Annotated in this window: 17 protein-coding genes; 10 read left to right on the top strand and 7 right to left on the bottom strand. The window is 64.9% G+C overall.

What is annotated here, in order from left to right:
- Positions 1-102: 102 nt before the first annotated feature.
- Positions 103-1,014, top strand: a complete 912-nt coding sequence (locus tag Q8Z05_RS07705; RefSeq protein WP_305942884.1) for an intradiol ring-cleavage dioxygenase — start codon at positions 103-105, stop codon at positions 1,012-1,014.
- 63 nt (positions 1,015-1,077) lie between these two features.
- Entirely contained in the window at positions 1,078-2,421 is a 1,344-nt protein-coding gene (locus tag Q8Z05_RS07700; RefSeq protein WP_305942883.1) for a M18 family aminopeptidase, read from the top strand.
- Positions 2,422-2,445: 24 nt separating this feature from the next.
- Here the strand turns inward: Q8Z05_RS07700 and Q8Z05_RS07695 are convergent, their stop codons facing one another.
- Positions 2,446-3,114: a DUF1345 domain-containing protein gene (locus Q8Z05_RS07695; protein ID WP_305942882.1), complete on the bottom strand. Its 669-nt coding sequence runs from the start codon at positions 3,112-3,114 to the stop codon at positions 2,446-2,448.
- A gap of 266 nt (positions 3,115-3,380) precedes the next feature.
- Here Q8Z05_RS07695 and rpsF point away from each other — a divergent pair, with 266 nt between their 5' ends.
- The 4 genes from rpsF to rplI all read left to right on the top strand — a co-directional run bounded on the left by rpsF (position 3,381) and on the right by rplI (position 5,153).
- Positions 3,381-3,686: a 30S ribosomal protein S6 gene (gene rpsF, locus Q8Z05_RS07690; RefSeq protein ID WP_011693941.1), complete on the top strand. Its 306-nt coding sequence runs from the start codon at positions 3,381-3,383 to the stop codon at positions 3,684-3,686.
- Positions 3,687-3,741: 55 nt separating this feature from the next.
- Complete coding sequence (locus Q8Z05_RS07685) at positions 3,742-4,317, top strand: single-stranded DNA-binding protein (RefSeq protein ID WP_305942881.1); 576 nt, start codon at positions 3,742-3,744, stop codon at positions 4,315-4,317.
- Positions 4,318-4,443: 126 nt separating this feature from the next.
- Positions 4,444-4,683 (top strand): 30S ribosomal protein S18, encoded by a 240-nt coding sequence (gene rpsR / locus Q8Z05_RS07680; protein WP_003800144.1) that lies wholly within the window; start codon positions 4,444-4,446, stop codon positions 4,681-4,683.
- A 17-nt stretch (positions 4,684-4,700) separates the two neighbouring features.
- Entirely contained in the window at positions 4,701-5,153 is a 453-nt protein-coding gene (gene rplI / locus Q8Z05_RS07675) for a 50S ribosomal protein L9 (protein WP_050057159.1), read from the top strand.
- Between the two features lie 121 nt (positions 5,154-5,274).
- Here rplI and Q8Z05_RS07670 read toward each other — a convergent pair whose 3' ends face one another.
- A complete protein-coding gene (locus Q8Z05_RS07670) occupies positions 5,275-5,697 on the bottom strand; it encodes a DUF1801 domain-containing protein (RefSeq protein WP_305942880.1) in 423 nt (140 codons plus the stop codon).
- A gap of 151 nt (positions 5,698-5,848) precedes the next feature.
- On the opposite strand from Q8Z05_RS07670, the gene Q8Z05_RS07665 reads away from it, so the two are divergent.
- Together Q8Z05_RS07665 and Q8Z05_RS07660 are read left to right on the top strand one after the other, a co-directional pair.
- The gene (locus Q8Z05_RS07665) at positions 5,849-6,475 is read left to right on the top strand and encodes an FMN reductase (protein ID WP_305942879.1); all 627 of its coding nucleotides are present in this window, start codon (positions 5,849-5,851) and stop codon (positions 6,473-6,475) included.
- A gap of 76 nt (positions 6,476-6,551) precedes the next feature.
- Positions 6,552-6,926 (top strand): TFIIB-type zinc ribbon-containing protein, encoded by a 375-nt coding sequence (locus Q8Z05_RS07660; protein ID WP_305942878.1) that lies wholly within the window; start codon positions 6,552-6,554, stop codon positions 6,924-6,926.
- Positions 6,927-6,968: 42 nt separating this feature from the next.
- Here the strand turns inward: Q8Z05_RS07660 and Q8Z05_RS07655 are convergent, their stop codons facing one another.
- Together Q8Z05_RS07655 and Q8Z05_RS07650 are read right to left on the bottom strand one after the other, a co-directional pair.
- Positions 6,969-7,595, bottom strand: coding sequence for a hypothetical protein (locus tag Q8Z05_RS07655; protein WP_305942877.1), 627 nt, complete (start codon positions 7,593-7,595; stop codon positions 6,969-6,971).
- Between the two features lie 2 nt (positions 7,596-7,597).
- Positions 7,598-8,065 (bottom strand): hypothetical protein, encoded by a 468-nt coding sequence (locus Q8Z05_RS07650; protein WP_305942876.1) that lies wholly within the window; start codon positions 8,063-8,065, stop codon positions 7,598-7,600.
- A 683-nt stretch (positions 8,066-8,748) separates the two neighbouring features.
- Between Q8Z05_RS07650 and dnaB the strand changes: the two genes are divergently transcribed.
- Positions 8,749-10,131: a replicative DNA helicase gene (gene dnaB, locus Q8Z05_RS07645; protein WP_043479700.1), complete on the top strand. Its 1,383-nt coding sequence runs from the start codon at positions 8,749-8,751 to the stop codon at positions 10,129-10,131.
- A gap of 18 nt (positions 10,132-10,149) precedes the next feature.
- Here dnaB and Q8Z05_RS07640 read toward each other — a convergent pair whose 3' ends face one another.
- Together Q8Z05_RS07640 and Q8Z05_RS07635 are read right to left on the bottom strand one after the other, a co-directional pair.
- Positions 10,150-11,136, bottom strand: coding sequence for an acyl-CoA thioesterase (locus Q8Z05_RS07640; protein WP_305942875.1), 987 nt, complete (start codon positions 11,134-11,136; stop codon positions 10,150-10,152).
- A gap of 107 nt (positions 11,137-11,243) precedes the next feature.
- Complete coding sequence (locus tag Q8Z05_RS07635) at positions 11,244-15,542, bottom strand: rhamnogalacturonan lyase family protein (protein WP_442781330.1); 4,299 nt, start codon at positions 15,540-15,542, stop codon at positions 11,244-11,246.
- 612 nt (positions 15,543-16,154) lie between these two features.
- On the opposite strand from Q8Z05_RS07635, the gene aztD reads away from it, so the two are divergent.
- Positions 16,155-17,540, top strand: coding sequence for a zinc metallochaperone AztD (gene aztD / locus Q8Z05_RS07630; RefSeq protein WP_305942873.1), 1,386 nt, complete (start codon positions 16,155-16,157; stop codon positions 17,538-17,540).
- A gap of 109 nt (positions 17,541-17,649) precedes the next feature.
- Here the strand turns inward: aztD and Q8Z05_RS07625 are convergent, their stop codons facing one another.
- Positions 17,650-18,084, bottom strand: coding sequence for a DoxX family protein (locus tag Q8Z05_RS07625; protein WP_305942872.1), 435 nt, complete (start codon positions 18,082-18,084; stop codon positions 17,650-17,652).
- Between the last annotated feature and the right edge of the window lie 52 nt (positions 18,085-18,136).

Raw genomic sequence — 18,136 nt, 5'->3', positions numbered from 1 at the left:
AGTCCCCGGATGGCCGGGTCCTTCACGGGAGGTGGCAGGTGGCACAGCGCGCTCACAGGAAAGGCCTATGCGCGGCATAGCCACTCAGGGTTCCATGGGTCCATGACTACTTCACCGCAGCCGCCCCACGAACCCCACCCCGACCACGACCGCGGCCTCGAATTCGACCTCTCGACTTTGATGAGCCGGCGTTCCCTGGGCCTGTTCTTCGGCGCGGGCACGGCGGCAGCGGCTCTCGCAGCCTGCACTCCGGGCGGGTCCACCTCGGGAGCAGCCAGCAGTTCCACCACGGCAACAGCATCCGCCAGCAGTGCGGCGACCCCCTCAGCGTCAGCGTCCGCTACGCCCTCGGCGTCGCCCGCACTGACCCGCGCCATCGCGGAATGCGGGGTGGAAATTCCGCAGGAAACAGCCGGCCCCTATCCGGGCGACGGTTCCAACGGCCCGAACGTCCTGGAGGCCTCCGGCGTTGTCCGGCAGGACATCACGGCCAGCTTCGGGGCCTCCACCACCAAGGCCGAAGGGGTCCCGCTGACGGTCACCCTGACTCTCCTGGACAACGCCGACGGCTGCAAACCCCTCGCCGGAGCCGCCGTCTACGCCTGGCACTGCGACCGCGACGGCAAGTACTCGATGTACGACGCCGGCCTGGAAAACGAGAACTTCCTCCGCGGCGTCCAGGAGGCCGATGCCAACGGGCAGGTCACCTTCACCACCATCTTTCCGGGGGCATACAACGGCCGCTGGCCGCACATCCACTTCGAGGTCTTCGAGTCCATGAGCAATGCCACGGCGGCCGGCCAGGTCCTGGCGGTGTCCCAGATCGCCCTGACGGAGGCAACCTGCAACGTGGTCTACGCCACGGCAGGCTATGAATCCAGCGCCCGCAACTTTCCCAACACCACCCTCACCTCGGACAACGTCTTCGGCGGCGACGGCGGTATCCACCAGCTGGCTACCATGTCCGGCTCCGTAGCCGGCGGCTACACGGCAGGACTCAACGTCACGGTGTAGGCGCAATGCGTCAGGGATGGGCGCCTCGACGCGGCCCGCCGCCGCGCGGCTAGACTCGGAGCCATGCCTTCCCACACCACTGCCGCAGACCACATCCAGGACCTCGGCGCGTACGTCAACGCGTCGCCGTCGAGCTTCCACGCGGTGCACGAAGCCGCGAGGCGGCTGGACGAGGCAGGCTTCACGGGCCTGGACGAACTGGCGGCCTGGCCGGCCGGCGCGGCCGCGGGTTCCGGGACGGCAGGACGGTTCTACGTGGTCCGAGACGGTGCCCTGATCGCCTGGGTGACTCCGGAGACGGCCGGCCCCACCACGGGGTTCAACGTCCTGGGCGCACACACCGACTCGCCGTCGTTCAAGCTCAAGCCCAAGCCCACCACGGGGAAGTTCGGATGGCTCCAGGCAGGCGTGGAGGTCTACGGCGGCCCGCTCCTCAACTCCTGGCTGGATCGGGAACTTCAGCTGGCCGGCCGGCTGGTGATGCTGGACGGGACGCAGCGGCTGACCTCCACCGGGCCGCTGCTGCGGTTCCCACAGCTCGCGATCCACCTGGACCGGGCGGTTAACGAGGGCCTGGCGCTGGACAAACAGCAGCACATGAATCCCGTTTTCGGGCTCGGCGATCCGGCAGGCGTGGACCTCCTTGCGCTGCTCGCCGAACGGGCCAACGCAGCGGCCCCCGGCTCCCCGCCGGTGGATCCGGCACGGATCGGCGGATACGACGTCGTTGTGGCGGATACGCAGCCGGGCGCGGTATTCGGTGCCAAGGGTGAGTTTTTTGCCTCCGGGCGGTTGGACAACCTGTCCGCCACCCATGCCGGACTGGCCGCCCTCATCGCACACGGAGGGGCCGGGGAGCAGGCGGACGGTGCGCCGATTGCGGTGCTCGCGGCCTTCGATCATGAGGAAATTGGCTCCAACTCGCGGTCGGGCGCCTGCGGACCCCTCCTCGAGGACGTCCTGGTGCGCATCTCTGACGGCCTTGGTGCGTCCGCGAGCCAGCGGCGCCAGGCCCTGGCGGCGTCGTTCTGTGTCTCCGCCGATGCCGGCCATGCAGTGCACCCCAACTACGGCGAGCGCCACGACCCCGTCAACCGGCCGGTCCTCAATGGCGGCCCGCTGCTCAAGATCAACGCCAACCAGCGGTACGCGACCGACGCGCCGGGCGCCGCCTTCTGGGCGCGGTTGTGCGGCGAGGCGGGGGTTCCCTACCAGGAGTTCGTCTCCAACAACGTGATGCCGTGCGGGTCCACCATCGGGCCGCTGACGGCAACACGCCTGGGCATCAGGACCGTGGACGTGGGCGTGCCGCTGCTGTCCATGCACTCCGCCCGCGAACTGTGCGGCGTGGAGGACCCGTTCCGGCTGTCCCGCGTGACCGAGTTGTTCTTCCGGACGGCGGCATAGCCCGGCCCGCAGGCCCTGCAGCAGTCAGGCGAGTCCGATCACCAGGTTGATGGTCGTGGCAAGGATGATGGTGCCGAAGAGATAGGAAAGCAGGCTGTGTTTGAGCGCTTCAGCCCTGATCAGGTGGTTCTGGAGATTGGTGTCTGACACTTGGTACGTCATGCCAAGACTCGTGGCCAAATAGGCGAAATCCGTGTATTGCGGCGGCCGTTCCTGGTTGAAATCGATGCCGCCTGCGTCTGATCCGCCGCGCTTTTCGGGACTGTAGTAAAGCTCGGCGTAGCGCAGGGTGAACAGTGTTTGAACCAGGATCCACGACAACGCAACGCAGGCCAGGGCCAGGAACCCGCCGGTCAGCCGCGAGCCGCCGTCGGCCCTGTGGGAATCCACCACCACAGCGGCAACTGCTGCCAGGCTGGCGACGTTGGCCACCAGGATCAGCAGGTCGGTGGTGCGGCGGGACGGGTCCTCAGACGTCGCATGGGCGCGGGTCCCCGCAGGGTCGAGCCTTCCCACCACTAGCCAGACCCAGGCAACGTATACCAGTGCGGCGCTGCCCCATCCGATGGCAGGTGCCTCCACCCAATGTCCGGACAGGCCGGTGCCCGCCGCGGCCCCCAGTCCTGCCGTGACCATGGCAAAGAACCGCAGCCGGCTTCGTTTGACCGTGGCGGGCGGAGGTCGGGTGTCCATGTGTCGATACTCTAGCCAAACAAACCGGCGGGACCGGGCTGCGGACCGTTTTTCCACATAGGCGGCGGTGCGCTTCCGCGCTGGACGGCCCCCGGACTAGCCTGAAAGGGCGCCGAATCGCCGAAACAGGCCCAAATGCACTAAGATAGTGAAGTCTGTGCTCCGTCCTGCCTCCGTTTTGGGGACCGGATGGGCACGGCGCCGCAAATGAACCTCCTGTTACGGAAATGCCGTAACCGCTTAGCCCAAAGGAGGTGGGTTCACATATGCGTCCTTACGAATTGATGGTAATCATCGACCCCGAGGTCGAAGAGCGTACCGTTGAGCCGTCGCTTCAGAAGTTCCTGAACGTCATCACCAACGATGGTGGAACCATCGAAAAGGTTGACATCTGGGGCCGTCGTCGACTGGCTTACGAAATCAAGAAGAAGTCTGAAGGTATCTACGCCGTGGTGAACTTCACCGCCAAGCCGGACACCGCCAAAGAACTTGACCGCCAGCTGAGTCTCAACGAGACCATCATGCGCACCAAGATCACCCGCCCCGAAGAGCAGAAGGTCGTTGCTGAGTAATTTCAGCTCCGGGCATTCAATCTTTACCCCGCAGGAACGAACAAGGAGGCAGTAGATGGCAGGCGAAACCACTATTACGGTCATCGGTAATCTCACCAATGACCCCGAACTGAGGTTCACACCGTCAGGTTCGGCAGTAGCGAATTTCACCATCGCTTCTACGCCCCGCACCTTCGATCGCCAGTCGAATGAGTGGAAGGACGGGGAAACCCTGTTCCTCCGCGCTTCGGTGTGGCGTGAAGCAGCCGAAAACGTCGCAGAATCCCTCACAAAGGGTATGCGCGTTATCGTTTCCGGCCGTTTGAAGAGCCGTTCCTACGAAACCAAAGAAGGCGAGAAGCGCACCGTTATCGAGCTCGAAGTCGATGAAATCGGCCCGAGCCTGCGCTACGCCAACGCCAAGGTCAACCGCACCCAGCGCTCCGGCGGTCAGGGTGGCCAGGGTGGCTTCGGCGGAGGCAACAGCGGCGGTGGGTTCGGTGGCGGCCAGGGTGCAAACCAGGGCGGCAACACCGGAGGAAGCTGGGGCGGCAACCAGCCCGCAGCGCAGGAAGACCCCTGGGCAACGCCCGGTGTCAGCAATGCAGGCGGCGGCTGGGGCAACGGCCCGGATTCCGAACCTCCCTTCTAACCAATAATTCAGGTCCGGCGCCGGAACCCGCCGGGATGCCTCACGGCTCCCGGGTGAGTGCCGCCGTCGAACCACCACCATCCCGTGGATCAATATCCACGGGCTCCCTAGAATAGGAGCTCCACGATGGCTAAGGCTGAACTCCGTAAGCCCAAACCAAAGTCCAACCCCTTGAAGGCCGCTGACATCACTGTCATCGACTACAAGGACGTAGCATTGCTGCGCAAGTTCATCTCCGACCGCGGAAAGATCCGCGCCCGTCGCGTCACTGGCGTCACGGTGCAGGAACAGCGCAAGATCGCACAGGCAATCAAGAACGCCCGCGAAGTTGCCCTGCTGCCTTACTCCGGCGCTGGCCGCGGCTAAGGAAGGGATTAACTAAAATGGCAAAGCTCATTCTGACCCACGAAGTAACCGGTCTCGGTGCTGCTGGCGACGTTGTCGAGGTTAAGGACGGTTACGCACGTAACTACCTGCTGCCCCGCAACTTCGCCCTGACCTGGTCCAAGGGTGGCGAGAAGCAGGTTGAGTCCATCAAGGCTGCCCGTGCCGCCCGCGAGCACGCTTCCCTGGAAGACGCTCAGAAGCAGGCCGCTGCACTCTCCGCCAAGCCGGTCAAGCTCGTTGTCAAGGCTGGCGAGACCGGACGCCTGTTCGGCACCGTCAAGCAGGGCGACGTAGCCGACGCTGTTGAGGCCGCTGGCCTCGGCCGCATCGACAAGCGCAAGGTTGAACTGCCGGCACACATCAAGTCGGTCGGTTCCTACCAGGCCAACGTTCGTCTGCACGACGACGTTGCCGCTGTGATCGAACTCGACGTAGTCGCAGGCAAGTAGTTCTTCCGGCTTTTCGCCAGAGCTCTACGCAGTCCTGAACTGCAGACGGCCCCCGCATTCGGATTCCCTTGGGGAACCGGACGCGGGGGCCTTTGTTCTTAAGGCCCGCCTGGTCCCGGGGCTAGTCCTGGTGCATCACGGTGGTGGAGTGCCGGTGGCCTGCCCGGATGAGTTCCGCCAGGACCGCTTCATCCACGTCCTCGAGCTTGTTGATGTAGAGGCATCCGGCACCGACCTTGTGCTTGCCGAGCCGCGGCAGCAGTTCCGCGGCCTCGGGCGCGTAGGTGAGTCCGTACAGTGAAATGCTTCCTTTCCGCGGTGAGAAACCGACGGCCACTGTGTCCCCCTCGCGGCCGCTTTCGTAGCGGTAGTGGTAGCTGCCGAATCCCACGATGCCGGGACCCCACATCACGGGCACTTCGCCGGTGTTTTCCTTCATGAGGGCCAGCAGCCTCAGGCCGTCCCGCTGGCGTGGGGGGTTCTCCACGCCGTCAAGGAAGTCCTCCACGGAGGCGTCGGTTGCCTGGGTCTTGTTTTCAGCCATGACGGCAGTCTGGCAGACACCGCTGCGCTTGTCAGCAGGCCCGACTCGGCGGGGGTGCGGTGCCGCGGAATAAACCCGAGGACCGGCTGGTTTAGTGGATAGATGCAAACGCATATACTCTAATAGAACCGCTGACCTTCAGGAGCACACCGTGGAAACCCGCCGCATCACCGTCCTCTCCGCCGGACTCGGCGTACCGTCGTCGAGCAGGCTGCTGGCCGATCAACTGGCTGCCTCAGTCGAACGCCGGCTGGCTGCTGCCGGCTTTTCAGTGACCGTGGACGTGGTGGAACTCCGCGATCTCGCCGTGGACATTGCCAACAATTTCGTGACCGGCTACGCGGCGCCCCGGCTGGCCGACGTGATTGCCGGTGTGGCGGACTCGGATGGCATTATTGCCGTCACCCCGGTCTTCAGCGCCTCCTACAGCGGCCTCTTCAAGTCCTTCTTCGACGTCCTGGATCCGAAGTCGCTCGAGGGCAAGGCCGTCCTCCTTGGCGCAACCGGGGGCACGGACCGCCACCAGATGGTCCTGGACTATGCGATGCGCCCGCTCTTCAGCTACCTGCGGACCCGCACGGCCGCCACCGGCGTCTTCGCCGGCCCCCAGGACTGGGGCAGCGCGGACGACGGCGGCTCGCCCCTTTCGGTGCGCATCGACCGGGCCGCGGATGAATTCGCCGGACTGGTCAAGGACGCGCAGCCGCGGCGGACGCCGCAGGCCGCCGAGTCACTGCCTTTTGAACAACTCCTGGCCGGGATCTCCGGCAGCCGCTAGGCTGCCCGGGCCAGGCCCCCGGCAACCACTCCGGCGCCGGCCGAACTATTCGAAGGTTCCAGTCGTTGAGCGGGACATGAAATGTCCTGTGGATTCTATAGACCTGGTAATGAGTGAGCGCAGCGGCGTGGAGATCGACTACTGCCCGCAGTGCCGGGGTGTGTGGCTTGACCGCGGTGAACTGGACAAGATCATAGACCGCGCCGCTGAGATGGCAGGTCCGGGTCCCGCGGCTCCGCCGGCTGCCCCTCCTGCTCCCGGATTTATTCCGCCGCCGCTGTACGGCAACCTGGACCCGCGCAGGGATAACCGTCGGCCGGACGAGCGACGCTACGACGACCGCCGGGAACGGCCCCGGTCTGACCAGCCCCGGTACGACGACCGCCGCTATGACGACCACCGGCGTCCCAAAAAGAAGGAAGGCTGGCTCGGCGAGCTCTTTGACTTCTGAGGCCTGATCTCCGGGGACTGCCAGTACCGGTGTCCCGGTGGCTCAATCGTCGAGCAGGGCGATGAACTCCCGGGCCTGTTTCATGGAAATGTCTGAGTGCCGCGTCAGTGCCGTTGCTGCCGCTTCGGTGTCGCCACTCCGGGCCAGGGTACGGATCCGGCCATAGATTTCGTCATTCAGCATGTTGCTGCTGACCTCGCGGGTCACATCGCCCTTGCTGGCGATGGCCCGGTAGCGGTAGGGGAAGCGCCGGGGGGTGTCGTCGTCGTCGGGCTCCGGCGCCTCAGGAGCCGCTGAACGGAACGGCTGCGGATGGGCGGCCAGGGCGCCGACGGCGTCGCGGGAGGCCCGCAGGCCCTCGCCAGAGGCTTCGTAGTACAACTTGATGGCCGCCATGGCCTGGCCCTGGGCGATCAGGGCGTAAAGGCGCCGGTGCTGGTCCTCGGTGAGCTTGGCTGCCGCGGCACGGGCGCGTTCCACCGGATCTCCGGGAGCAGAGGTGCTGCCTGCCGCGGTCGTGGACACCCTGGCGCTGCCCGCCTTCGCCCCGCCTGCGCCGGCGGCGGAAACCCCGGAGCCGGCGGTTCGCCGTCCCCAGGCGCGTGCCGCCAGCAGGACGGCGGCACCCGCAAGCAGCAGGATCAGGACGGGGATGACTAGCGATTCCATTGCTACAGCCGATCTATGTAATTCTTGGCGGTCAAAAGATCTGAATGCGTTGCCTGCCGCAGCATTTTGATGGCTTGGAGTTTCCGGCCATTGCGGGCCATGGACTGAAGCTGCAGGGCGAACTGCGGGTTCAATTGGCCGCCGGGGAGCACTGGACCCTGGTAGCCGTGCATTCCCACGCCCGGGCCTGACCCGGCCTGGGCGCGCAAGGCCGCCCGCGCATGGTCGGCCTGCTGTGATTGCTGCTGCTCGTTTTGGCTGGGACGGGTGGCTGCATCGACGCGCGCCCTCGCCGCCGTGGCGGCCTTCACCTGTGAGGCGTAGTGCGCCTGGGACCGGAGGGCCAGTTCCAGCTGGTATCGCTCTGCGTCGGAGATGCCGGAGTCCCGCGGTTTGAGTGCCGTGGAAACCGCCCAGATCACTGCCACAAGGATGAGGGCAGGCAGGATAACTATCAACACATCGCCCATACCAAGAGCTTATGCCAGTTCGCCGTTATCCACAGCATATTCTGACGGGCGCATACAGCCCCGCGGTGCAGGCGTCAATTCGAACCCACGATCGTGGCGTACATCACAGAATGGGCATGTTTGGCTCCTGACGCGCCGGGTTACTGGCCGGTATCCCCAGTGGGAACCTGAAAGCTGTGGATGAATGTTCCCCAAAAATATCTTTCATCCACAAGTCATTTAGCACGTTTCCGCAGGTCAGAGGCCTGCCGGTCGCCAAACTTTTTTTGTTTCCACAGGTTGCCACACAGGCTGTGCACAAGCAGGGGCACGTAGTCCACAACTTATCCACAGCTGTGCATGTATGTGGGCTTGGTGGCCGGGACAAGGGGTACTAACGTAGCGGGATACCTGTTCTTGGGGCATAAGTACGTGATTTCCACCGCCCGGCCGAAGCCTTCGGCGTACAGCAGACGGCGGGCCCGGATGCTCGATTGTGGATAACCTCCGCAAACTGGGGATAACTGGATTTACCGCCGGAACAGCCGGTGCCGGCCCGGCCCTTGGAAGGGCTGTCAGTGCCGGCTGGTAGTACTGGACCTGCCAGGCAGCGGGGTTCCGCTGCGCAGGCCACCCGATGACAGATAGCTACAGCACCGACGGCAAGAGGAACCCGCCGCGGTACACAACGGAGGACGGCAGCTTTGTCAGTTACGCACCTGGACTCAATCGAGGGCACCCGGAGTTCCGAAGGCAGCCGCAAGCCGCCGCAGGACATTCCCGCCGAGCAATCCGTCCTGGGCGGCATGATGCTGTCCAAGGACGCCATTGCCGATGTCGTGGAGATCCTGCGAGGCCAGGACTTCTACCGTCCCGCCCACGAGACCATCTATGAGGCTGTAATTGACCTCTACGGCCGCGGCGAGCCCGCCGATGCCGTGACGGTGTCAGACGAGCTCACCAAGCGCGGCGAGATCAACAGGATCGGCGGACCCGCCTACCTGCACGAACTCATCCAGACCGTCCCCACGGCAGCCAACGCCGGGTACTATGCGGAAATCGTTGCGGAGCGTGCCGTCCTGCGCCGGCTGGTCAATGCCGGAACCAAGATCGTCCAGCTTGGCTACGGCTCGGACGGCGAAGTGGAGGACCTCGTCAACCAGGCGCAGGCCGAGGTATACGCCGTGGCCGAGCGGCGCACTGCCGAGGACTATGTGGTCCTCAAGGACGTCATGGAATCCACGGTGGACGAGATCGAGGCCTCCGGCCACCGCGGCGAGGGAATGGTGGGCGTCCCCACGGGCTTCTACGAACTGGATGAGCTGACCCACGGCCTGCACCCGGGCCAGATGATCGTTATCGCGGCCCGCCCGGCAGTCGGTAAGTCCACGTTCGCACTGGACTTTGCCCGGTCCGCTGCGATCAAGAACAACCTGGCCACGGTGATGTTCTCGCTGGAAATGGGCCGGAACGAAATTGCCATGCGCCTCCTCTCCGCGGAGGCCACCATTGGCCTCCAGGATCTCCGCAAGGGCACCATCAAGGACGAGCAATGGTCCAAGATCGCCACCACCATGGGCCGGATGAACGACGCCCCGCTATTCATCGACGACAGCCCCAACATGTCGCTGATGGAGATCCGGGCGAAATGCCGCCGGCTCAAGCAGCAGCACGACCTCAAACTGGTCATCCTTGACTACTTGCAGCTCATGAGCTCCGGCAAGAAAGTGGAGTCCCGCCAGCAGGAAGTCTCCGAGTTCTCCCGTGCGCTGAAGTTGCTGGCCAAGGAACTCCAGGTGCCCGTGATTGCCCTGTCGCAGTTGAACCGTGGCTCTGAACAGCGCCAGGACAAGCGGCCGATGGTCTCTGACCTCCGTGAATCGGGCTCCATCGAGCAGGACGCCGACATGGTCATCCTGCTTCACCGCGAGGACGTCTACGACAAGGAATCGCCGCGCGCCGGTGAGGCGGACATCCTGATCGCCAAGCACCGTAACGGCCCCACCAAGGACATCGTGGTGGCCTTCCAGGGCCACTACTCGCGGTTCGCCAACATGGCGGCCGACGCCGGAGGCGGCGGCTTCTAGCGGCCGCTGGCCACCGGCCTACGGGGTCTGCTGGACTCCGCCTGCGGTGAGAAGGTGGTTGGGGAGCCGGTTCCCCGGCGCCCGGCCCCGGATCTCCAGAAGTTCGCGGGCGTGGGCATGGAGGCGCTTGTCCTCTTCGGAGACCGGAACCCACGGCGGAATGGGCACCGAGTTTCCTGCTGCGTCCCTGGCCACCATGACGGTCAGGCAGTAGGTGGTCAGGTTCATCTCCCGGCCCTTGGGATCTCCGGATCGGACGTGGACAGCAATATGCATCCCCTTGGTGCCGGTGTACACGAGCCGCGCCTCCACCTCCACCACGTGGCCGATCAGCAACGGCCGGTAGAAACGCACCCCGCCCGAAAACACCGCGACGGTGTCCCTGCCGCAGTACCGGGACGCACAGACATAGGCGGCCTCGTCGATCCATTTCATGACGATGCCGCCGTGCACCTTGCCGCCCCAGTTCACGTCGGTGGGGGCTGCCATGAAGCGGAGGACCACGCGTTCGGCGGTGCCGGCGTCCGTATATTCCTGTGCGTTCATCGCCTTGACGATGTCCTCGCGCACCTTGATGCGGGCCAGGGCGTGGTCCCGCTGCTCGATCTCATCCGGGCTGGAAGCCTCGAACTGCGGCACGGGCACGGGCTTGCCGTCCGGGCCTACGGCCACAAAAATCACCATGCACTGGCTGCGCATGGTGGCCGGTCCGCCTTTGGGATCGCCGGAGGACACCACCGTGCGGATGTGCATGGAGGACCGCCCGGTGTAGACGATGGTGGCGGTGACTTCCACCATGTCTCCGCTGTTGACCGGATCGGCAAAGTGGATGTTGCCCACGTAGGCCGTGACGCAGTAGGACTTGGCCCAGCCGACTGCTGCGGCATAGGCCGCCTTGTCCACCCATTCAAGAACCGTGCCGGCGTCGACGGAGCCGCTGTGGCCGACGTCCATGGGGGCGGCAAGGAAGCGGAGGGTCACTGAATTGGCGGCAGTCTCGCTCATGCTGAGAGTTTACTGATCACCCGGCATACCGGCGGGTCGGTCTGACACAAACGCCGTCCCACCCGCCACATGCGGGTGGGACGGCGTCTGTTCAGGGGATGGATTCCTTAGCGGGCTCCGGTATAGGCGATGTCCGGCTGGGACGGCATCTCCATTCCCGCACCGATGAAGAAGCCCGGGTGCGGGGGCTGGTTGTAGGAGACGTTCTCCCGTGCCACGGAGAGGCGGTACACGGGATCGTGCATCAGGGTCCGCAGGCGGACGTCAGTGGAGGCCGCGGTGGTGTAGATCCGCAGTTCCGAGCTGTCCGACGACGGCCAGGCGATTTCCTCACGCCAGTCACCCAGGAGGTCCGCCTGGATGGCCGGATTGCCCTTGGTGCCGTTGTTGGATTTGGCGCCAGTGGCCGTCAGCAGCTTGTCACTGGAGGCGGTATTCCAGTTCCACTTGCTGATGGTGGGCACCCCGCTGTACGTGGCGTCGTCGAAATCGTGATCCACTATCTCGCGCAGCAGGTCGCCGTCCCACCATGCCAGGAAGTTGGCGGCGGGAATCTTCTCAGCGATCAGCTCACCCTTGGCTGACATCAGCTGGCCCACGGGCGAGTTCCATGCCGCGGTGCCGCCGATGGCCCATCCTTCGGCTCCCGCATAGCGGGGGTCGATGTCGCCGGCTGCGCCGCGGCCGGTGTCCTTCAACGCCGGGATGCTCCACAAGACTTCACCGGTCCGGGAATCCCGGAATGTCGCGCCGCGGTTCCCGCTGGAACCCATGTCCTCGTGCACCGCGAACGTCTCCAGCCCGGGCCGCGACGGATCGAGGTCGCTGGTGTGGATCGCGTCGCCGTGGCCCAGGCCCGTGGTGTAGAGCGGCTGGCCGTTGTCATCGATGGTCATGGAGCCGAAAACGAACTCGTCCTTGCCGTCCGCATCCACGTCCGCCACGGAAAGGTTGTGGTTGCCCTGCCCGCGGTACTGCGTGCCGGATACGTCCGAGTCGAAGATCCAGCGCTTGATGATCTTGCCCGCCACGAGGTCGTACGTCGCCAGCACCGCGCGCGTGTAGTAGCCGCGGCTGAACATCATGGACGGGTGTTCGCCGTCCAGGTATGCCACTGCCGCGAGGAAGCGGTCCACGCGGTTGCCGTAGCCGTCGCCCCACGCCGCCACGTCGCCGCGCGGAGGGTCGTACTTCACGGTGTCCATGATGGTGCCGGTCTGTCCGTGGAAAACGGTGAGGAACTCGTCGCCGGTGAGGACGTAGCCGCTGCTGGTCCGGTAGTCGGCGTTCGGGTTGCCGATCACCGTTCCGGCCGCGTCGCGGGTGCCGTCCGCCGTCTTCATGGCGATTTCGGCCTTGCCGTCGCCGTCGAAGTCGTAGGCGAGCAACTGGGTGTAGTGGGCGCCGGCACGGATGTTCGGGCCCATGTTGATGCGCCAGAGCTTGGTGCCGTCCATCTTGTAGGCGTCAACGTACACCGTACCGGTGTAGCCGGCCTGCGAGTTGTCCTTGGAATTGGAGGGGGACCACATCTGGATGACTTCGTAGGCGCCGTCGCCGTCGACGTCGGCCACGCTGGCATCTCCGGCAGAGTAGCTGTAGGGCTGCCCGTCCTTGGTGTAGTCGTCCGCGGGCTTGTCCAGCCTGATGGCCAGGTAGTTCCGGGACATTGGCGTGAACTCGGCCGTCAGCTGGTCTGCGCCGGCGCCCACAGCCTTGATCACGTATCTGGACGAGGCCGTTCCGCCGGCGTCAAGGTAGGAGGTGCTGTTCCGGACCGGATCCACAGTGAGCTGGACGCCGTCGCGGATGACATGGAAGCCGATCTGCTCGGGATCCAGTCCCAGCATCCGCCAGCCGACACGGACGCCTTCTTCCGTCAGCAGGGCCACGGGGGCGCGGTCCAGCGTCTCCGCCTGCCGGTTCACCACTGTGACCCTGTCCGTGCCGATCACCGGTGAAGGTGCCGACTCGCCGCCCTTGTTTACGGCCGTGACGCGGTAGTAGTACTTGATGGTGGTCAGCACCGTGGTGTCCGTGAAGGTCACCTCGATGGCGCGTCCGGCGTAGGCGAAGGTGCCGTCTGCCGACGTTGAACGGTACACATGGTAAGCCGCTGCCCCGCTGACCTTCTGCCACTTGAGGCTGACACTGCTCTTCTCAATGCCCTTGATGTCCACCTTGGACGGGGCCGCGGGACGTGGCGTGTTCGGGTCCGTCAGGGACACCTCCACGGTGTTTGACGGCACTGACTCGAGGCCGGTGTTGTCCACGGCGATGACGTGGTACTTGTAGGGAAGTCCTGCGAACGCCGTGGTGTCCTTGAAGGCCGTTTCCGTGACATGTTCGGCAACAAGCTGAGGCTGCGCCTCGAAATTTGCCTGCCGGAAGACCTTGTAGCTGGCGGCGTCGGCAACGGCGTCCCAGGCGAGTTCCACTGCCGCCGGATCAGCTGCGGCATCCACGGCGGTGGTCCGCAGGTTGGTGGGGCCCACCAGGAGGGGAGTGACTTCCAGGCCGTTGAGCCGCTGGCCGGAACCGCTGATGGTGACATTGAGCTGGCCATCGGTCACCAGGACCTGGCTCACGATTTTCTCCGCAGAGGAGGCCTTGCCGGATGAGACCTGCCCGTAGCCCTTGCCTTCCACCGCCACGTCCGTGCGGGTCGAGCCGATCCAGTCGCTGTGATAGGTCTTCAGTGCGTAGGTTCCGTTGGGCACGTCCAGCTGGAATTCGAAGCTGGAGCCGCTGAGCACGAAGTCGCGGAGCAGGTTGGTGGTGACGTCACCGCGGTCCCGGTCACTGAGGACCGAGAGATCCTTGAAGCCGAAGCCGCGATCCTTGCTGTACGCCATGGTGCGGTTGACTTCGGTGTAACCGGCCTCCACGGGGGCGCCCACGGGGCCGAAATCGAACTTGTACCTGGCCTCTTTGGTGGTGAGGCCCAGGGCATCGCTGGGCTCGGACAGGCCCTTTCCGTTCATAGCAGCGATCCGCACGCTGTAGGCGGTTCCTTCAGCCAGGCCCGCGAGGTTTGCGGTCGGGACGGTTGCCGTGGTGGCCAGCGTGAAGGCGCTGTCCGGTTCGGAGGCCAGCTTCCGGTACACCTTGTAGATGTCCGCGCCGTCGGTAGGCTGCCATTTGAGCAGCGCGCCGGCATTGGAGATGCTGCCGGCCACCAGGCCCAGGGGCTTGGCGGGAACGGCCGACGGCGGGATGACCTCCTTGGCGCGTGGGGCCAGCGGGATGCTGAGCTGCTTGACACCGCCCGCCAGCAGGCGTGCCATCTGGATGGCGCCGTACTCCTGGAAGTGGGTGTTATCCACGGTTCCGTTCGGTCGGTTGGGGTACACGCCGGCATCCACGTGGAGGAAGACCGACTTGGTGTCCTCCGGGCCGATTTCATCGAAATAGGCGCGGCTCAGGGCGGACAGATCCACCAGTGCCACGTTCTCTTCGGCGGCCAGTTCCTTCATCTTGGCCACGTACTCGGGGAAGCTGACGTTGAATTTACCGGTGGCCTCGTCGAAGTCACGCCGTCCCACCGGTGTGACCAGGACCGGTGTGGCTCCCCGCTGGCGGGTTCCGTTGACGTAGGTGCGCAGGTACTCCTTATAGTCCGCAGGGGACGCGTACCGGTCATCAACACCCACCGTGGCATCGTTGTGGCCGAACTGCACCATCAGGTAGTCGCCGGGGTTGATGACGCGCAGGATTTCATCCAGCCGGCCCTGGCTGATGAAGTTCTTGGAGCTGCGTCCGCCGATCGCGTGGTTGAAAAAGGAAACCTTGTCATCGAAGTAGCGGTTGATCATCTGGCCCCAGCCGGCCTGCGGGATGTAGCCGGCGTCGTAGGTCTGCACAGTGGAGTCGCCCGCGAGGTAGACGGCAGGATCCGCAGTGGCGGTCCGCGGTGCACGGGCAGCGATGACGAGTGAGTTGATTTTGGCCGCGCTGCCGCTGAAATCGAGGTTCAGCTGCCCGTCCACAAGCGAGACGGGAAATTCCATTTCAAGATACTGGCCCGCCGGCTTGTCCGTGAGCTGGACCTTGGCCATCTTCTCGGCCGTGATGGCGATGTTTGTGGCGGCTGCGGCGTCGCCGGCAATGAGTTTGACGGTGTAATCGCCGTTGGGGAGGTCCACCAGGAAGCTTCCGCCCTGGGCTTGGACAAAGTCGGACCGCAGCGGGTCGGGGGTGCCGCGGTCTTCACCGGACGTCAGGGTGGTGTCCGTGAAACCGAACGTCGATGCGGCGCTGTACGCCTGACCGGCGTCCACCCGGGTGTAGCCGTCAGCGGTGGCCCCCGGTCCGAAGTCGAAGCGGAAACCTGAACCGGCGGGCGGCAGCGGCGTTTCCGCGTGGACCGCGGGGAGGCCCGTGAAAGCTACGGCCGCGGCCGCCATGGCGGCTGTGACGGTCTTGGCGCCCGCGAACCGCGCTCCGGAGAAACGGCCTTTGCCGGCTCCGCGGGCGACGCGGCCGTTCCCGTCGTCGGTCCCGTTACGGGGTGCGGACCGTCCTTCCGGCGGGAGGCCGGAGCGGCCGTCCTGCCGGATGCTTTGATGCGGGGGATAGCTCACGAACATCTCCTTTGATGGCCTGTGGAAAATGCCAACCACAGTGTTGGACTTTGTATCGTTTCAATGCCTGGATGCGGAACGGGGTGGAAAGTGAGGTCGGACAGGGATCCCTGGGGCGGGTGCTACCCCCGGTGGATGAGGCCAGGAATGGATGCCTGATGCTTCATCCGCGCAGTACGTGGCGCGCGCCAGGGCGGCCCCACCGGCTGCATCTTCTCCGGCTGCAGCTCCAGCGGTGCTGAAGCTGCCTGCCGAGAAAACGTGTACTGCCCCGAGGTATCGGAACAGGTTTATCAGTGGATCGTTTCAAAGGTCAAGGATTTTTGTTTCGTTTCTGTGAGTTTTTGTTATGCGATGTCACAAATAAGTTAGACGCCGTTGCCAAGTGAGTCATCCCGCTTTGCTAAGCTAATGAGAATCACTATCATTTACGACATGAAGATCCCATCTGGCGTTGTCCGCCTCCTCCACACATCCCGCTTCCCGTCTCCGTCCGGGACGCCCGGCGCACGGGCCGATTCGCGGCAGCGTCCGTGGCTGGGTCCGCCGAAGTTGTCCGCAGCGGCCGCAATCGCCGTAGCCGCGCTGCTGTTGGCTGGCTGCGCCGCCGATCCCGGCCTGGATGCGGGGGAGCAGCTCCCGGGAGCAGGCGCGGACTCCGGCGGTCAGCCCGCCGGGTCGTCCCCTGCGAGCCGGGAGGTCCAAGGTCCCGCACCCCGGCTGGTGCTGACCCATGCCGAAGGCATAACCGTGCTCGACGCCGGCTCGCTGGAGGTGGTGGGGGAGGCGGGCAGGGCCGGCTTCAACCGGCTGAACCCGGCCGGAGACGGCCGGCACGTCCTGGTATCGACGGGGGACGCATTCAGGGTGTTTGATGCCGGTGTGTGGACCGAAAAGCACGGTGATCATGGGCACTCCTACGCTGCCCCGCCAGTCCTCACGGATGCTTCCTTCGGGGCCGACAAGTCCGGGCATGCGGTCTTTCATTCCGGCAGGACCGCGCTCTTCAGTGACGGGTCGGGCAAGGTGGAGATGTTTGAGCCGGACGGCCTGGCGAAAGAACCGGGCGTCCTTCCCGAAAGTGACGTCTACACCACGCCGGAAGCCCATCACGGCGTTGCCGTGCCCTTGCCGGAAGGGAAATTGCTCGTCACGCTCGGCGACGACGAGTCGAGGCGGGGGATTGCGGTACTGGCGGCCGGCACCGGCCAGGATCGGGCGGAACTGGTGCGCAATGAGGACTGCCCCGGCGTGCACGGCGAGGCGGTGGCCGGTCATGACGCCGTCGTGGTTGGTTGTGAAGACGGGATGCTGATCTACCGGGACGGCAAGATCTCGAAAGTGTCCAGTCCCGACGACTATGGCCGGATGGGAAACCAGGCGGGATCCCCCAAGTCCCCGGTAATCTTGGGCGACTACAAGGTCGACAAGGATGCCGTGCTTGAGCGGCCCACGCGAATCTCACTCGTGAACACGGAGACTGCCGCCCTCCAGCTCGTGGAACTCGGCGCGAGCTACTCGTTCCGGTCGCTGGGCAGGGGGCCCTCCGGCGAGGCCCTTGTCCTGGGGACCGACGGCGCCTTGCGCGTCATCGACCCTTTGACCGGAAACATCACGGCAGCCATTCCGGTGGTTGCTGCGTGGGAGGAATCTGAAACCTGGCAGGATCCCCGTCCCGCGTTGTTCGTGCAGGGCTCCACTGCCTATGTGACGGAACCGGCTAGCAGTGCCATCCATGCCGTGGATCTTTCGTCCGGCAAGGTCAGCAAATCCGCTGAACTTCCGCATATACCGAACGAACTGACGGGCGTTTCCGGATAATATTCCCGGTTTAGAATATATCGGGTTCCGACCATGAACGACGGCGGGCCGGCCACTTGCGTGACCGGCCCGCTTTTGCTCGGCGCTGGGCCTGGGGGTTGAATTTCGCTTAGGCGAGGACGCTCAGCTTTGAGTTGCTGCGGCCGAACAGTGCCCGGTCCACTGCCACTTTGCCGGCGCCGGTCAGGGCAATGGCCAGAGCTCCGGCTGCCAGCAGCAGCACCAGCTCGTAACCGCCTGTCGCGGCAAAAACGCCGGCGGGTGCGTGGACCAGGAAGAGGGCGCCGAGCATGTCAACAGCGAGGAGCGCCGCGAAAACGCGGGTGAGCACGCCCAGGATCAGGGCGATGCCGCCAACAAGCTCGAGGGTGGCTACGGCGGGGGCTGCCAGTTCGGCGGCGGGAACGCCCATTTTTGCGAAAGCAGCCTGGGTGCCGGCGATGGTCCACTCGTTGAATTTCTGCCAGCCGTGGGCTGCGAAGAGGAAGCCCGCGATGACGCGCAGGATGGTGAGTGCTGTGGTGGTCAGGGTGGACTGGTTCATGGAGTTCTACCGTTTCGGGGATCGGGGACATGTGGCCGCACGCCCTTCGGGG

It is taken from the genome of Arthrobacter oryzae, from assembly GCF_030718995.1.
GTDB lineage: Bacteria > Actinomycetota > Actinomycetes > Actinomycetales > Micrococcaceae > Arthrobacter > Arthrobacter oryzae_C.
Note: the sequence above shows the minus strand (reverse complement) of the source record. Positions and strands in the feature narration are given on the sequence as shown.

Bases quoted from the DNA above. Each gene is read 5' to 3' on its own strand.
- Q8Z05_RS07705 (WP_305942884.1), top strand. From the start codon at position 103: ATGACTACTTCACCGCAGCCGCCCCACGAACCCCACCCCGACCACGAC.
- Q8Z05_RS07700 (WP_305942883.1), top strand. From the start codon at position 1,078: ATGCCTTCCCACACCACTGCCGCAGACCACATCCAGGACCTCGGCGCG.
- Q8Z05_RS07695 (WP_305942882.1), bottom strand. From the start codon at position 3,114: ATGGACACCCGACCTCCGCCCGCCACGGTCAAACGAAGCCGGCTGCGG.
- rpsF (WP_011693941.1), top strand. From the start codon at position 3,381: ATGCGTCCTTACGAATTGATGGTAATCATCGACCCCGAGGTCGAAGAG.
- Q8Z05_RS07685 (WP_305942881.1), top strand. From the start codon at position 3,742: ATGGCAGGCGAAACCACTATTACGGTCATCGGTAATCTCACCAATGAC.
- rpsR (WP_003800144.1), top strand. From the start codon at position 4,444: ATGGCTAAGGCTGAACTCCGTAAGCCCAAACCAAAGTCCAACCCCTTG.
- rplI (WP_050057159.1), top strand. From the start codon at position 4,701: ATGGCAAAGCTCATTCTGACCCACGAAGTAACCGGTCTCGGTGCTGCT.
- Q8Z05_RS07670 (WP_305942880.1), bottom strand. From the start codon at position 5,697: ATGGCTGAAAACAAGACCCAGGCAACCGACGCCTCCGTGGAGGACTTC.
- Q8Z05_RS07660 (WP_305942878.1), top strand. From the start codon at position 6,552: ATGAAATGTCCTGTGGATTCTATAGACCTGGTAATGAGTGAGCGCAGC.
- Q8Z05_RS07655 (WP_305942877.1), bottom strand. From the start codon at position 7,595: ATGGAATCGCTAGTCATCCCCGTCCTGATCCTGCTGCTTGCGGGTGCC.
- Q8Z05_RS07650 (WP_305942876.1), bottom strand. From the start codon at position 8,065: ATGGGCGATGTGTTGATAGTTATCCTGCCTGCCCTCATCCTTGTGGCA.
- Q8Z05_RS07640 (WP_305942875.1), bottom strand. From the start codon at position 11,136: ATGAGCGAGACTGCCGCCAATTCAGTGACCCTCCGCTTCCTTGCCGCC.
- Q8Z05_RS07635 (WP_442781330.1), bottom strand. From the start codon at position 15,542: ATGGCGGCCGCGGCCGTAGCTTTCACGGGCCTCCCCGCGGTCCACGCG.
- aztD (WP_305942873.1), top strand. From the start codon at position 16,155: ATGAAGATCCCATCTGGCGTTGTCCGCCTCCTCCACACATCCCGCTTC.
- Q8Z05_RS07625 (WP_305942872.1), bottom strand. From the start codon at position 18,084: ATGAACCAGTCCACCCTGACCACCACAGCACTCACCATCCTGCGCGTC.